Source organism: Parabacteroides caeci (assembly GCF_023656795.1).
GTDB classification, from domain to species: Bacteria; Bacteroidota; Bacteroidia; order Bacteroidales; family Tannerellaceae; genus Parabacteroides; species Parabacteroides segnis.
In genome coordinates, this window is record NZ_JAMOKT010000001.1 from 187,338 (window position 1) to 202,566 (window position 15,229).

Genomic DNA, 15,229 nt, shown 5'->3' on the forward strand with positions numbered 1-15,229 from the left:
GTTGTTCTTTCTTATATATTTGTTGTGAACTAACGAAATAATATCTATGCTTAGGAAATTTAGAGTTTCTAATTTTAAATGTTTCCAAAATGATTTTGAATTTGATCTTTCGGAAACGAATGGTTATTCATTTAATTCACAATGTGTGAAAAATGGAATAGTGAATGCTGCGCTTATTTATGGGCATAACGGCATGGGGAAATCAAATTTGGGATTAGCTATTTTTGATATTATTGAACATTTGACTGATCAAAGAAGAGAAGAGCGTAGATATAGAAATTATGTAAATGCTTATAGTACCTCGCCTACGGTTGATTTTTATTACGAATTTCTTATTGATAATAAGGTTGTAAAGTATACTTATAAAAAGAGTGATTATAAGGTTTTGGTTTATGAGGAGTTTTCAATAGATGATACAGTCCTGGTGTCATTTGATAGAACAAACGGGAATACTAACTTCTCTGTTTGGCTGAAAGGTGCAGAAAGTCTGAAAACTATGATTAATGATCCTCAATTATCTGTTTTGAAGTATATTAAAAACAATACAGTACTGGAGGAAAATGAACAAAACAATATATTTAAAGCCTTTTTCTCCTTTGTAGAACATATGTTGTTTTTTCGTTCGTTGGAAGATCGGACCTATATGGGATTACAGGATACCGGAAAGAGATCGTTGACGGAAGATATTATCGAATGGGGGAATGTTGAGGATTTTGAGCTTTTCCTAAATAAGGCAAATATTAATTGCAAGCTTTCTGTAGTAGAATCATTGGATAGAAAAGATTTGGCATTTGATTTTAATGGGAAGAAGTTGTTGATGACTGAGATTATGTCAACAGGAACAAGTGCACTTACTCTTTTTTACTGTTGGTATCAGCGAATACGAAAAAATGAAGTGTCTTTTTTATTCATAGATGAATTTGATGCTTTTTATCATCATGATCTATCTAAGATGATAGTGGAAACTTTGAAAGAAATAGGGGTTCAGTTTATTTTGACTACTCATAATACGTCTATCCTTTCTAACGACTTATTACGTCCGGATTGCTATTTCTTGATGAATAAGAAGAAAATCAAATCTTTGTCGAATAGCACAGATAAAGAATTGAGAGAAGCACACAATATTGAGAAAATGTATAAAGCAGGAGCATTCAATGTCGACTAATATTTTGTTTGTCTTTGAAGGAGAAAGGGCTGAGAAGGTGATTGCTGAAAGTCTGGAAAAATCCGTTTTTAAGGATGAAAAAATAATCAAGTGCGCTTTTGCTGCAGATATTTATCAGCTATATGCTACTTTTGTTACAGATGAATATTTGGATATGTTTAGCTATATTAAAGCATTGAATGAACAGAATGCCAAGGTGCTTGAAGATTATAATAGAGATGATTTTTCGGAAATTCATTTATTCTTTGATTATGATGGTCATGCTACAGCTAACAAAGGGAAGCCAGGCGATGAAAAGATAAAAGAAATGTTGACTTACTTTGATAACGAGACAGAACAAGGTAAGCTCTATATTAGCTATCCAATGGTGGAGGCCATCAGGCATTTTAAGGATCATGACAGTTTTAGGGACTTGTGTGTAAAATGCAAAGGAAGGAATTGCCCTAATCAAGAAGATTGTAAGGAGGTGGCTACCTGTTTGAGTGAACCTCATTATAAAACGCGGGTAGGTAATGAATGTCCTAAAATGTCGAATATTCATCAATATAATTCAGAGTGTTGGAATACCCTTATAAAGGCGCATCTTTTTAAGATGAATTATGTGGTCAATGATTCTTATTCTTTACCGGAAGAGTTGGTGTCACAATTTGTGATCTTTGAGAAACAAATAGAAAAATATATCGGACAACCGTGTCCTAAAGTTGCGGTGTTGAGTGCATTTCCTCTTTTCGTGTTTGATTATTTTGGATGTAAAGAAATTATCCGCAGGTTAACATGATTATTCAAACTGATTTGAGCAAAATTTAAACAGGTTCTTATGAAATAGAAAGGGAGTGCATCCCTCGACACACCCCCTGTTTCCCTCAAAAGGGAAGGATCGCTTACGCAATAAACCATTTGTACAAACACCCAACCCCGCCCATCAGCATCAGGCTGTATCCGGACATTCCGAGCCAGTCGGCTCCGGGAGGGAGGCTTTCTTGCCGGGTTCCCCAGTCCCCCTGTCCGAGAGCGAGAGTATCGCTCCGATACAGGTCAGGGTTACTTCCGTCTCCCGCATCAGGAGGGAGAGGAGGCTCAGCAGGAGCAGGCAGAGGATGAGGACAGGGGCAGTCACCGGCTGCCGGTTTTCGCTTGCGGGGAAAGATGATCCGGGCAAGGCTGGTGAGGAAGTTGAGAATTGTTTCAAGGACATTCATGGGAATTGAAAATTATAAATTGAAAATTAATTGACCGATAACCGCTCTATCGACCGGCAGATCGACACTAGCATACGCTGGTAAGCGGCACGGTTGTCACCGTTCACTTCGCTGATGTATTTGCTGTAGGCAATCTCTTTGGCGTAAGCCGCAGGGTGGAAGGTGAGAGTCGCTGCCACAGGATAGGCCGAGTGGATCAGGCGGGCGAAGTCGAGGAAACTGTCTTCCGGTGAAGCGTACCGGCGGAACCATAAGGTCGGACGGCCGGTGACGGCAGACAGGTCGGTGCGGTCGCCTTTCCAGAAAGGGTTGGGATGACCGTAAGCCGTGATACCGAAAAAGTTGTTATGTTCCTTGCAAAGCGTACTTTCGCCCCAGCCGGTTTCGATGGCCGATTGTGCCAGGATGATGACCGGGTTCATTCCGAATTGCACTCCCGCCTTTTGGGCGAGAGGCAAATATTGTTTGATGAAATCTAGCTTTTTCATGGTGCGTCATTACTCGATTTCAGGACGGTCACTCCCCGAGCCACTGTTGCCGGATGAGGTGATCGGTACAATTTTCTCAAACTTCGGTTTCGCTGTGACTTCTTTCAGCATGGGACCCGGTGTGAAAACGATACGACCCTTTTTGAACAGACTCGTGGTGAAATCATCGGCAACCGCTGTCCCCTTGCTGCCAGCCAGCATACGGAAGTTACCGAAATCGCCCACCTGGACCACTTCGCCGTTTTCCAGATGTTGGCGCATAACGTATAACAAATCGTCGATTACTAACATGACATCACCGCGTGAAGCCGTAGAATAAGAAGCAATGATTTCGCAGAGTTTGTTAAACTCCAGTTTCTGTTGGGCACGGATCTGGCCGTAATACAGCTTTGAACCGGCAGCAGCATCTTTACTCTTGTCAAGACGCTGTACTAAATGATACTTTAAAGCCATGGGAAATAATTTTTTAATTTGACAATGTGCCAATATGCCAATGGAAATACTCCGAAAGCTATTGACGATTAACAGGTTGGTTATCGATAACAATACAAAGGTACATCAGCCGAAAAACGCAAATTCCTATCTATCCTTCAACGGGAAGATCGATGAATATTTGTTCTTATTTTCAGTTCAGTATTAGAAATAATTGAACCTACTTTTCCCTTGATGGAAAAGTAGTCAAAAGATCAAGGCTCAACCGGATTCACTGCTCTGGTGAAAGACTCCGCTGAAAAATCCGAAACTCGCTTCGCTCAGACAACGGATTTTTTTAACCGCTTCGTCTTCCCCCTTCGCGGACGTTCACCCGCTTAGGCCTTTCCCAGGAAGCTGTGCTTCCTCTTAGGATGGCCGGTACCGGTACTTATAGAACAAAAACTATCGGATTTAACAGGTAGTATCGGCAATCCCAGGAGAACGCAAAGCGTTCTATGAAAGGCCTCATCTGGTGAGCGTAAAGCGAAGCATCTGTAGAGAGCGCCCGGAGGCTGTGCTGTTTGAGCGTAGCGAGTTCACAGACGACAGCGAACGCAGGATGCTGAGTAGCGAAGCAGATGCAGCCTTGATCTTTTGGTTACTTTTCTATCAAGAGAAAAGTAACATTCACTTCTGATAATAATTGATCTATTCGCAATGCTCAATGTCTGTATTAAGGGACGCAGATGAATATGATTGAATCTCTTGAAATAATTGAGAATCATGGCGATTATGTCGTTTTTATTTTGTAACTTCAAGGCATGTAAAACAACGGAGGAGGAAATATGGAAGAAGGAAAATTCAAGATCAGATCGTATGGTTGGCAGGAGTTGGCATTGCTGTATGGAGAGGGACTGACACCCGAATCGTCTACCAAAAGATTAAGCAAATGGGTACAGGTCAATCCTTCGTTGACAGACGAACTGGAACGGTGCGGATGGAAGAAAGGGAAAAAGATTCTGACACCCATACAGGTGCAGGTTATCGTCCGTTTTCTGGGCGAACCGTAAATGAGAAAACAGATAGTTATACGTGGCGGATTACATAGTTATCCGTATGCGATTATATAGTTAGGAAATTGACAATTAAAAGAGGCTTTCTGACAGCATAATACAATTGTCATATGAACTTATTTATCAAAAAACATATCGATCTGATCAAGATCGTAAAAAAAGAATCGGCGCTTTGACAGGTAGAAACCTTGCGTATACGTACCTGGAGGAAGTAATCGAAAAGAACGATGATAAAATCGGTCTGGTATTAATGCTCATCCCTGTCCTGGCATGCAATGACACGAAAAACACGAGTCGTTGGGATAGTCTGCGGACGCAGTTTTTCGAAAACAATAAAGAATTGATCCTGCATCAACTCGGATACACGAATCTGGTCGAGGCTTTTGAAAAAATTCCATTGGATGAAAAGGGAAAGACGAAAGTGATAGAACTGTTTCTCGAAATGAGAGAAGCCGGTTTGCTGGGAGATATCTCTTACGGGAGATTGGCCGCCGCCCTGCTCACCATTTTTGAAATGAATTGTACGAAAGAATACCTCAGTTCACATTTGAGTCATTCGTAGTATAGATTATACTAGTTTAACAAACTGTATTTACACAAAAATACGTATTTTAATTTTATAACCTGTTGTCAGAAAGCCTTCTAAAGAAATAAAATGCGGAAAAAAGCGGGTTGCCATCCGTTTCCGAACCGTCTACTTTTGTCTTCGTAATGCAAGTTGAAAATCAATGTTTATTTTTTATATGTTCTTTTAAGAAGTTCTTTAATATATATAGAAAATAGGGTAATGCGTCTCAAAAGCGTTTCGAAAAAGCTTAAATCTATTTGTTAACCGGATGAGTAGCGTTTTAAAAGTGTTTCAAATTGCGTTTCAGATGTTACACGTTAAAGTAATACACATGAGACAAGAAAACAAAGAACATGAACGGGTGGCTCTCGAATATATGGGGCATTCATTCGTAAAAGTACCCAGAGTCTTATATGCTAGGGTATTGAGTTTGGAGAAAGAAGAAAAAATGTTAGCCAGGTTGCATTTGGTTTTGTTTATTTCATGCAACTTCGATGACAGGGTGGTGAAATTGGGAAATAACCAGGTAATGAGTTACAGAGGGGAGTATGTAGGCACGTATCGTGAGCTGTCGCGATTGTCGGGAATACCTTTCGGCTCGATCAGCCGCTTGCTTGAAAAACTGGAGAAAAGAGAACTGGTAGAGATAGTCCGGGTACCGGGCGGCTCTGTCATCCGCGTAAACGGATACGATAAATTCTGTTTTGCTTCGGAGAAGGAATACAAGTTGCGTGACACTGCTAAAACCAGTCGGACGAACGAAGCGAAACAGGCGGAAGATGCCGCAGCACGCCTGTCGGAGGCTGAGGCCAAGATAGGGGGAAGAAGCAAGCAATATCCAAATAAAAACGTTAACTGAATCGACCATGGCAACAGAGAATATCGAAAATAAAATATTCGCAGGAGAAAACAACATCAGTGTGGAACAGGTGGAAGAAGCCGTTATCAGCGCCTTGCTGCTCGATGCCGGAGCGATAGTGGGCACCTTTCCCGTCTTGAAACCGGAGATGTTCAGCCGTCCGGACCTGGCATTTATCTATCAGGCAGTCAGCAATCTTTACGACAAGGGGGAAACGGTGGATATGATCACGGTCGATACCGAAATGCGTAAGACCGACGAGAAACGTTGGAAGGAATGGGGCGGTATTAAACGAATGGCTTCGTTGGTAGGACGCATACGCCATATTTCGGGTTTGCCTTATTATGTGGAAGAGGTGAAAAGACAGTATATGCTCCGCCTGTTGAACATCCTTTTTGTGACGCTGGGCGCAAAGGCGGCCGGGTTCGAGTCTTCTTACACACTGTTGATAGAAGAGGCGGAGCGGTCGTTGCTCGAACTGCGTGGGAGATGCACGGTGGGCAAACCGCTCGAACGTATCGGATGTACGGCCAACGAGGTGCTTCAGATGCATCGTGAACGGTTGAACACGGGGAATGACAGAATGCGTATCCTGTCGGGAATCGAAGAGTTCGATTACGTGACGGGCGGACTTTACAACGGTGAACTGTTGGTGGAAGGCGGACGTCCGAGCGACGGAAAAACGGCTGTCGCCATGCATATTGCCATGAATGTAGCGCTTTCGGGAAAAGCGGTCTGTTTTTTCAGCCTGGAGATGACAGCTATGCAGACGATGAACCGTCTTTTTGCCGGTTATGCTAGTGTGGATGCTGATCATTTACGTATCGAGGGACTGACGACGGCTGAACTGGAACGTATGGAACGGCTGGCGGGAAAGTTTGAAGACCTGCCGCTCTTTTTCGACCATACGCCGGGCAATAGCATAGAGAATATCCGTGCCCAGGTGATGTTACAGAAGAAGAAGGGGCTGTGTGACCTGGTAGTGATCGATTATCTGCATCTGATGGAACGCAAAGGGCGTGCCGGGGAGACGATGGACCAGTTGGTGGGCCGTAATATAGAAGGAGCGAAACAGGTGGCGGTCGATGCCAATTGCCCGGTGCTGGTCTTGTCGCAGATGAACCGTAATAGTGTACAACGTGTCGAAAAGGCGTATGTCCCTGAATTGCATGATCTGCGTGATTCGGGTGTGATCGAACAGGTGGCGGATTGTGTCTTTTTCGTTCACCGTCCCGAACGTTACGGTATTTTCAAGGACGAGACGACAGGGGAGAGCCTGCGGGGCGTAGGGAAATTATATATACTGAAAACACGAAACGGATCGACCGGGATTGCCCGTTTCCGTTACAATAAGTCATTTACCCGTATTACTAACTATGACAACCGGATGCGTTATGAAGAAGAATGATTTTCAACAAATAAAATCATCTGTTCGTATCGAGGAGGTGATCGGCGGTTATCAGCATTTGGAGCCTAAGGGGAAGAATTATGTCGGGCTGTGTCCGTTTCATCCGGACCACCATCCGTCGTTGATGGTGAATCCCGAAAAACAGACTTATTCCTGTTTTGCCTGCGGGGAACATGGGGATGTATTCGAGTTTGTCAGGAAGATGGAACATTGTACGTTGAGTGATGCGGTCAGGAAACTGGCGGCAGGCAGATTTGCTGAGGGTAAGCCGGATTTCGTGATGCCCGGTACAGGGCGGCTGGCTATCAAACGACAGGCGAAACAGCCAGCAAAGGATTTTGCGGCTTTTATGAAACTGTTGTTGCCTTATGCCTGCGGGTGTACGGAGCTTTCGGCTGCTTATCTGGATTTTGAAGTGGGCATGTCGCCTGTGCAGGTGCCTGCCGAATGGAAGGTGATGCGCAACCGGATTATTTTTCCGGTGCGCGACGAGTATGGAAAACTGGTCGGGATGGGAGCACGCCGGTTGTGTGACGAAGATACTTCGGTTCCGAAATATATCAACTCGTCGGCAGCCGACGGGTATGACAAAGGGGCTACCTTGTACGGACTCAACCGTGCGGTGGCGGTGATACGGAAAGAAGATTATGTGTTTATTACCGAAGGATATAAAGATGCGATTGCGATGCATGCTGCCGGGTTTGTCAATACGGTGGCTTTGTGCGGGACGGCTTTGACCGACAGCCATATTGCTTTGCTGAAGAAATATACCAACCGTGCCTGTTTGTTGCTCGACGGTGACGAGGCGGGGCAGGCAGCTTCGAAGAAAGCGGTGTTGCGCTTGCGGGAAGCGGGGATGGATGCCGATTCGGCGTTGATTCCTGGCGGGGGAGATCCGGATTCTTTATTCCGTCGGTTAGGCAGGGAAGAGTTTGCGCGGATGATCGGGCGGTTGCAGAACAGGCCGCATTCGTCGGAGTGCGCCTTGCTGACGGTTTGCCTGTTGTATCCGGAGGTTACTTTTCGTTTGAGAGGGGCGGAGTACTTGTTTATCGACCTGGTGGCTTCGGCCCTGGAGACGGATGATCTCTGGTTTGAAGATGCGGATCATCAGCGTATTTTCGAACATCTGCAGGAGGCAGGAACGGAGAATGGGTTGTCGGCCCCGCTTCAATGCGTTGTTGCTGAGCTGCATCGGGAATATGATACGCAATTACAGGCTGATCTGGAACTGTTATCGTCCGATGTATATCTGCCTTATCTGCTATTCCTGTATAGCGAAGCTCGTTTGCTCCGGCTGATCTCCCGGCTGGTCCGTCAGGTAGTGCAGGAAGACCATGAAGAGTTGCGGCACGAACTGGTTATAAAGCTGGCGGAACGCCGGGAACAACTGCGCCACGTTTCGGTGTGGCTGGACAGGCCGGGGGCGGTTTAATAATGAACAGTTTCTTATAATATCCGAATAAATGAAATGTTTTCTATTTGTTTTGGCTGCGGGCTTTTTGCTGGGCGGCTCATCCTTATACGCTCAACACTCGATGGGGGTGACGGGGTTATTGAATATTCCGACGGCAGATATGCAGGTAGACGGAACGTTTATGGTGGGGGCGAATTATCTGCCGGAGCAGATGCTTCCTGATTTCTGGGATTATAATTCCGGGAATTATTTCCTGAATGTGACTTTTCTGCCTTGCCTGGAGGTCGGTTATCGCTGTACGTTGATGAAACTTAAAACGGGTAAATGGAATCAGGACCGTTCGGTGTCGCTCAGGATACGTCCGTTGAAAGAAGGACGATATTGGCCGTCGGTGGTCGTGGGGAGTAGTGACGCATTGACGACCGGGCAACTGAATACGTTTAGCGGGGAGACCGGCAATCGTTATTTCTCGTCGGTGTATGGGGTAGCGACAAAGCATTTTCAGTCTGGCGGTCATGACCTGGCGTTTACATTCGGATGGAATATCCCGTTCCGTAAGCATGCTGTTCGTGACGGAGTCTTTGGTGGGATGAGTTATTCGCCCGCCTTCTGCCGTCCGCTTTCCTTGATGGCGGAGTACGACGGCAATGCGGTGAATATGGGTGGTTGCGTGCGTCTTTTCAATCATTTTACGGTACACCTGTTTTGTTACGACCTGAAAGCGGTGTCGGGCGGGATACGGTATGAACTGGTATTGTTCAAAAAGAAAGGAGGCCGTCAATGAGAGGGAATCGTTTGGGAATGGTTTGCCTGATGGGCTGGGGAATGGTTGCAGGGGTACTGGGGCAACAACCGGCGGGAAGACAGGTTGTAGAAGCGGCTGAACAAACTTTGCTTTCGCTCGGCATGGAAGAGATACGGGTGGCACAGACCGATTCGGTTTGTACGATAGCCTATGAAGATAATATATACCGGGGGACGTATCGCGGACTGGCGGCTGTGATTGAAGCCCTGCGCAGCCTGCCGGAGACGGAACAGGCAACAGCGTATGAGCTGGTGGTGTTGGACGACCGTATGCCGCGATTGCTGTTGACATTGCCCCGGCAGACGGCGGCATTGGAGGTGAGCTATGATACGGACGAGGCGATGCGGCGCTTGAAAGGGAAAGAACGCCGGAATAAGATGGCGGGACGGATAGATGTGGTGTTGTATCCGGAGCTGTTCTTACAGAATTCATGGCTCGATAAATTATATGGGGTAGCGGTCAATTTTTCTCCGGCTATCCGGATGGACCTTTGGAAAGGGGCGGTGCTGACGGGGCAGGTCGTGTTGCCGGTTTATACGAATATGACTGATTTCCGTAAATATATACGTCCGGGAGTGATTACGCTGCGGCAGGAATTTCGTCTGCCGGGTGGTGTGTTGGGACGGCTTACGGCCGGAAACTTTACAGGCAACCGGATGGGAGTGGATGCCGCCCTCCGTTATCAACCGGCTCGGGGACGGTGGTTGGTGGGTGCGAATGTCGGCCTGACCGGGTCGAGTACCTGCTATGGCGGGGAATGGGTGGTGTCGACCTGGAGAAGGGTGTCGGGTTCCGTCTGGGGACGGTATAACGAACCGCATTATGGTTTGCAGATAGACCTGGCGGCCGTGCGGCTGGTGTATGGCGATATGGGAGCTCGGCTGGATTGCCGTCGTCATTTCGGTGAGGTGACGGTCGGGGTATATGGCCTGTTTACCGATGGTGAGATGAATGGTGGTTTCCATTTTGCTCTCCCGATTCCGGGAACGAAGCGGGGGAAACGTAGAGCCGTCCGTTTCCGGTTACCTGAATATTTTGCCCATGAATACAGGGCACGTCATGGCGGTTCGTATGGCGACGAGTTGTTAGGTTACAGCTACGAAGTCCGTCCCGACGAAAACGGTAGCCGGGGATATGATGCTCCGGATTTTATAAAGAAGGAGATTCTGAGAATTGTTACAAAATAATTTCCTGTATAGAAAATAATGAGCCAATGTGGTAATATGCCAATGTGCCAATTTAGGAATAATTGAGCTATCCTGTTCCCGTGCTTGACACGGGATCGCAAAGGCACAGACCGTATCCTATATGTATCTTTTGATACTGCTGGTTCTTCTGCGGCCCCGTGTCAAGCACGGGGACAAGATAGTTCAAACCTGATAAGAATTGAAATAACAGCTTTTCCATAAACATATTATCAACAAATAATAAATGTTAATTAATTCATTTTTAGTATGAAAACAACTAATTTCTGGTCGTTGAGCCTGTTGGCTGCAACGTTGATGGTGGGGGGATTGTCCTTCAACTCATGTAAAAAAGATGAAGTGGAACCGGTTCCCGAAGTAGTAGAAAACCCATTGGAAAAAGAAGCCTATTTTATTACCGGTAAGGTAACGGACGGAACAAATGCGTTGGCGGATGTTTCCGTATCTGCCGGAAAGGTGTCGGCAAAAACGGATGCTTCAGGTGCTTACCAAATCGAGGTGGATAAGAAAGGTTCTTTTGAACTGAGCTTTGCCAAAGACGGATACATCACGATTAAAAATGAAGTGACAGTGGATAGCAAAGCAGAAAAAGGTACCACCGTATTTTACTCGCAGATACTGACTAAGCAGGCTGAATCAGTCAAAGTAACTCCTGAGAAAGACGCTTTGCTGGTTGTTACGCAAAATACCGAAGCGTTTGTTCCTGCCGGCGCAGTGGAAAAAGAAACGGATATAGCAATCACGTCATTTGTTCCGGCTGCTGATAAAAAGTTGAAAGAGGTGGCCGATAAGGCGGTGTCGACTTCTACTCCGCAAACAACATCTTCTGCATTGGCGTTATCTAGCTTTGATTGCCAACCGGACGGTGTCAAGTTTGAAAAGCCATTGGAAATAAGGGTAAAGGCGCTGGAAGCCGATAATGATGTTTATTTCACGGAAGTGAAACATTATGTGAACGGAACGGATAATGCAGAAGTTATTTATGATGATTCGGATAAATCTTATGTCCTGCAGTTGGATGGCTTTTCTGTACACGAGTTGAGAGTGGTTACAGATTTGTCGGCCGAACCGAATAGTGAAACCCTCTTGTCTGAAGAAGTGGACAACCTTGGAAAAACAACGGCTGTATCGAAAGACTTTTCCGTTAAGGCGAAAGAAGGTTGGAAAGTCGTATCTAAAAGTAAAGGAGTGACGGGTGATGTTGAAGCAATGCTGATGGCTGCTTTAAGGAATGTTTTGGCTAGTGAAGGTGTTTCCGAAATCGCAATGTCAAAGAGTATGGCGGTAAGTGGCGACATGAAGATGACTGTCACTTATAAGCAGGCGGTAATAAGATATACGATTCGTGTTAAGACTAACCGTGGCGTGGAAAGCATTGTTGTCGAACAGTATGGAACGGTATCGCAGAACATCGAGAAAGAACAGGGAAACATGAAACCTGAGCATAATTAATATTGTAAGTAACTATGTTTAAGAAGTATGTGGCCTATTTGGTCGTGTGTATGGCGGTATTTTTTACCGCCTGCACATCGACTAAAAAAATTATCTATTTGCAGGATGTCGTTCCGTTGAAACAACAGGAGATCGAACAAAAGTATGAGGTGATTATCCATGGTGACGACTTGCTGGCTATTATGGTGAACAGTCGCGACCCGGAACTGGCATTGCCTTTCAATATGCCGATGGTAAGTTATCAGTTGGGTTCTAACACTGGCGGACAGCAACGTGTTTTAGGGTATCTGGTGGATACGAACGGAAACATCGACTTTCCCATCTTGGGAGAAATCCATGTGGAAGGCTTGACTCGTATGCAGTTGACCGAACTGATCAAAAACAAGCTGATCGAAGGCGATTTGATTAAGGATCCGATTGTGACGGTACAGTTCCTGAACTTCAAAATTTCCGTGATGGGTGAAGTCGGACGTCCGGGTAGCTTTACTATCTCCGGCGACCGTATCACATTGTTGGAGGCTTTGAGTATGGCAGGTGACCTGACAATCTACGGACGTCGTGACCGGGTAGGGGTGATTCGCGAAAATAACGGAAAACGTACAATCCTGTTCCATGACTTGCGTTCGGCGGATATTTTTAATTCTCCTTGTTACTACCTGCAACAGAACGATATTGTCTATGTGGAACCGAATAAAGCGAAATCGGGTCAGAGCAGCATCAACCAGAATAATTCGATCGGAGTCTGGGTTTCTGTTATCTCCTTGCTGACTACGATTGCGGTATTAATCTTTAAATAATCGGATTACAAATGAATTCTGAACAAGAAACAATCAACTTGCGAAGAGAAGAAAACGAACTGAACCTGAGTGACCTTTTCCATATTGTGTTGGCCAACTGGTATTGGTTCGTTTTGTCTGTCCTGGTTTGTGCCGGAGTCGCTGTTCTGTATCTGAAATGGGCTCCTAAAGTCTATACACGTACGGCATCGGTACTGATAAAAGACAATAGCAAGGGAGGAGGGCTCAGCGAGTCGGCAGCTTTCGAAGAGCTGAATATGTTCAATGTAAAAAGTAATGTGGACAACGAAGTGTTGGTCTTCAAGTCGAAGCGTCTGATGTCGGTAGTGGCTGAACGGTTGAATCTGGATATCAGCTATACGATAAAGGACGGGTTGCGGACGGAAGAGTTGTATACGCAATCGCCGATAGCCGTACGGTTCCCGGAAGCGGAGGCTTCGCAGTCTTTTTCCTTGGTAGCGACACCTTTGTCGGCCGGAGAGATTTTGTTGTCCGGTTTCTCGACGAATGAGGCTAAGAGCTTGAAAGTGGCATTGAACGATACGGTCTCTACTCCGGTGGGTAAACTGGTGGTGACCCCTACGTTGTATTATGCGGATAAATATTTCGGGAAGGCGGTAACTATAAGTAAGCGGAACAGGGAGGAGATCGCTTTGACTTATAGCAATTCCCTTCAGGTGGCGTTGGCCAGTAAGACGGCGACGATCATCAACCTGACGTTGCAGGACGTATCCATACCGCGTGCCGAAGATGTTCTGAATATGTTGATTGCCGTGTATAACGAAGACGCGATAAACGATAAGAACCAGGTAACGGTGAACACCTCCAACTTTATTAATGACCGTTTGATCATTATTGAAGAGGAGTTGGGTAGTGTGGATGCCGATATCGAAACGTATAAACGGGAAAACCAGCTGACGGACATCAGTTCGGAAACGGGAATGTACCTTCAGGAGAGTAGCCAGTATAGCAAAGAAGGACTTGGACTGGAGAATCAGGTGACTTTGGCGAAATATATACGCGATTACCTGACAGACCCTCATAAGAGTTCGGACCTGATACCTGCCAACACCGGGATTGCCGATGTGAATATAGAAGGGCAAATCAGCGAATACAACAACTTGTTGCTAAAACGTGATAAACTGATAGGTAATAGCAGTAACAAGAACCCGGTGGTGATGGACCTGAATAATTCGCTTAGTGCGATGAAGCAGACGATTATCCGGGCTATCGACAACCTGATTGTCGGTCTGAATATCAAGATAAAGAATATCAGAGAACGGGAAGCCCAGACCAGCCGCCGTATTTCGGCTGTGCCGACACAACAGAAATATGTGTTGTCTGTCGAACGTCAGCAGAAGATCAAGGAAGAGTTGTATCTCTACTTGTTGAATAAGCGGGAAGAGAATGCTTTGTCGCAGGTGATTACCGAAAGTAATGCCCGTGTGATCGATGCGGCGCAGGGAAGCCGGAGTCCGGTGGCACCGAAATCGATGATGATCTTATTGGCAGCAGTAGTGTTGGGATTGGCTATTCCGGCAGGTATCATCTGGTTGCAGATGGTCATGAATACGACTGTGCGTACACGTAAGGATGTGGAAGATGCCGTATCGATCCCGTTCCTGGGAGAGATTCCTTTGCGTGACAAGAAGAATAAAGATGAAATAGTCGTGCGTGAAAATGGGCGCGACAGTATTTCGGAGGCGTTCCGTATTGTCCGTACGAATATGGATTTCATGCGTGTGAAAGCGAAGGATATGAAAGTGGTGATGTTTACTTCTTTCAATCCGAATGCAGGAAAGACATTTGTATCGATGAATCTGGCCATGAGTTTTGCCCTGACCCGAAAAAAAGTGATACTGGTCGATCTCGATATTCGTAAGGGTACCCTTAGCGGCCATGTTAGTGGTTCCACTAACATGGGAATAACAAACTATTTATCCGGAAAAGTGGATGACATCAACTCTATCATAAAAAAAGAGGAACTTGCCACAAACCTGGATATTATCCATACCGGCCCTGTGCCTCCCAATCCTTCCGAGCTTTTATTGAGCGATCGTTTGGAAGCTTTGATCGAGGAGTTGAAGAAACGGTATGATTATATCATTCTGGATAATGTGCCTGCCGGTTTGGTGGCCGATGCAGCGATTGTAAACCGTGTAGCCGACCTGACCATTTATATCCTGCGTGCCGGATTGATGGACCGCCGGCAGTTACCTGAACTGGAAAAGCTATACAGGCAGGGTAAATTCAGGAATATGAGTCTGGTGCTGAATGGTGTCCGCTATAATCGTTCGGGTTATGGTTACGGTTATGGCTATGGATACGGTTACGGCTATGGTTATGGCTACGGGAACGAAAAGAAAAAATAAAAACTAT

The 15,229-nt window shown here is 45.7% G+C and carries 16 protein-coding genes; 13 read left to right on the forward strand and 3 right to left on the reverse strand.

Going from position 1 to position 15,229, the window contains the following annotated elements; genetic code table 11:
• The first annotated feature begins 46 nt into the window (after positions 1–46).
• Both NBH15_RS00725 and NBH15_RS00730 read left to right on the forward strand, forming a co-directional pair.
• Positions 47–1,165 carry an AAA family ATPase gene (locus tag NBH15_RS00725; RefSeq protein WP_250821760.1) on the forward strand — a complete coding sequence of 373 codons (1,119 nt, stop codon included), beginning with the start codon at positions 47–49 and terminating at the stop codon, positions 1,163–1,165.
• Complete coding sequence (locus NBH15_RS00730; protein ID WP_052349849.1) at positions 1,155–1,943, forward strand: hypothetical protein; 789 nt, start codon at positions 1,155–1,157, stop codon at positions 1,941–1,943. Before NBH15_RS00725 ends, NBH15_RS00730 begins: the two co-directional genes overlap by 11 nt.
• A gap of 103 nt (positions 1,944–2,046) precedes the next feature.
• Here the strand turns inward: NBH15_RS00730 and NBH15_RS00735 are convergent, their stop codons facing one another.
• The 3 genes from NBH15_RS00735 to NBH15_RS00745 are packed head-to-tail and all read right to left on the reverse strand — an operon-like array spanning position 2,047 to position 3,305.
• Positions 2,047–2,364, reverse strand: a complete 318-nt coding sequence (locus NBH15_RS00735) for a hypothetical protein (protein WP_250821761.1) — start codon at positions 2,362–2,364, stop codon at positions 2,047–2,049.
• A gap of 26 nt (positions 2,365–2,390) precedes the next feature.
• Positions 2,391–2,852, reverse strand: coding sequence for a glucosaminidase domain-containing protein (locus NBH15_RS00740; RefSeq protein WP_195585690.1), 462 nt, complete (start codon positions 2,850–2,852; stop codon positions 2,391–2,393).
• A 9-nt stretch (positions 2,853–2,861) separates the two neighbouring features.
• Positions 2,862–3,305 carry an HU family DNA-binding protein gene (locus tag NBH15_RS00745; RefSeq protein ID WP_250821762.1) on the reverse strand — a complete coding sequence of 148 codons (444 nt, stop codon included), beginning with the start codon at positions 3,303–3,305 and terminating at the stop codon, positions 2,862–2,864.
• 493 nt (positions 3,306–3,798) lie between these two features.
• Between NBH15_RS00745 and NBH15_RS00750 the strand changes: the two genes are divergently transcribed.
• The 11 genes from NBH15_RS00750 (at position 3,799) to NBH15_RS00800 (ending at position 15,222) form a co-directional block, all read left to right on the forward strand.
• Positions 3,799–3,963, forward strand: coding sequence for a hypothetical protein (locus NBH15_RS00750; RefSeq protein WP_157277612.1), 165 nt, complete (start codon positions 3,799–3,801; stop codon positions 3,961–3,963).
• A gap of 148 nt (positions 3,964–4,111) precedes the next feature.
• The gene (locus tag NBH15_RS00755) at positions 4,112–4,336 is read left to right on the forward strand and encodes a DUF4248 domain-containing protein (RefSeq protein WP_007657044.1); all 225 of its coding nucleotides are present in this window, start codon (positions 4,112–4,114) and stop codon (positions 4,334–4,336) included.
• A gap of 175 nt (positions 4,337–4,511) precedes the next feature.
• Positions 4,512–4,901: a hypothetical protein gene (locus tag NBH15_RS00760; protein WP_250821763.1), complete on the forward strand. Its 390-nt coding sequence runs from the start codon at positions 4,512–4,514 to the stop codon at positions 4,899–4,901.
• Positions 4,902–5,238: 337 nt separating this feature from the next.
• Complete coding sequence (locus NBH15_RS00765) at positions 5,239–5,766, forward strand: MarR family transcriptional regulator (RefSeq protein WP_010802987.1); 528 nt, start codon at positions 5,239–5,241, stop codon at positions 5,764–5,766.
• Between the two features lie 7 nt (positions 5,767–5,773).
• Positions 5,774–7,174, forward strand: a complete 1,401-nt coding sequence (locus tag NBH15_RS00770; RefSeq protein ID WP_122327400.1) for a replicative DNA helicase — start codon at positions 5,774–5,776, stop codon at positions 7,172–7,174.
• Positions 7,161–8,609 (forward strand): DNA primase, encoded by a 1,449-nt coding sequence (locus NBH15_RS00775; protein WP_250821764.1) that lies wholly within the window; start codon positions 7,161–7,163, stop codon positions 8,607–8,609. Before NBH15_RS00770 ends, NBH15_RS00775 begins: the two co-directional genes overlap by 14 nt.
• Before the next feature lie 31 nt (positions 8,610–8,640).
• The gene (locus tag NBH15_RS00780) at positions 8,641–9,375 is read left to right on the forward strand and encodes a YjbH domain-containing protein (protein WP_250821765.1); all 735 of its coding nucleotides are present in this window, start codon (positions 8,641–8,643) and stop codon (positions 9,373–9,375) included.
• Positions 9,372–10,583, forward strand: coding sequence for a YjbH domain-containing protein (locus NBH15_RS00785; protein ID WP_250821766.1), 1,212 nt, complete (start codon positions 9,372–9,374; stop codon positions 10,581–10,583). The genes NBH15_RS00780 and NBH15_RS00785 overlap by 4 nt, the downstream gene beginning before the upstream one ends.
• A 267-nt stretch (positions 10,584–10,850) precedes the next feature.
• Positions 10,851–12,053, forward strand: coding sequence for a carboxypeptidase-like regulatory domain-containing protein (locus NBH15_RS00790; protein ID WP_007657037.1), 1,203 nt, complete (start codon positions 10,851–10,853; stop codon positions 12,051–12,053).
• A 14-nt stretch (positions 12,054–12,067) separates the two neighbouring features.
• Entirely contained in the window at positions 12,068–12,850 is a 783-nt protein-coding gene (locus NBH15_RS00795) for a polysaccharide biosynthesis/export family protein (protein ID WP_007657036.1), read from the forward strand.
• Between the two features lie 11 nt (positions 12,851–12,861).
• Positions 12,862–15,222 (forward strand): GumC family protein, encoded by a 2,361-nt coding sequence (locus NBH15_RS00800; protein ID WP_250821767.1) that lies wholly within the window; start codon positions 12,862–12,864, stop codon positions 15,220–15,222.
• Positions 15,223–15,229: the final 7 nt, after the last annotated feature.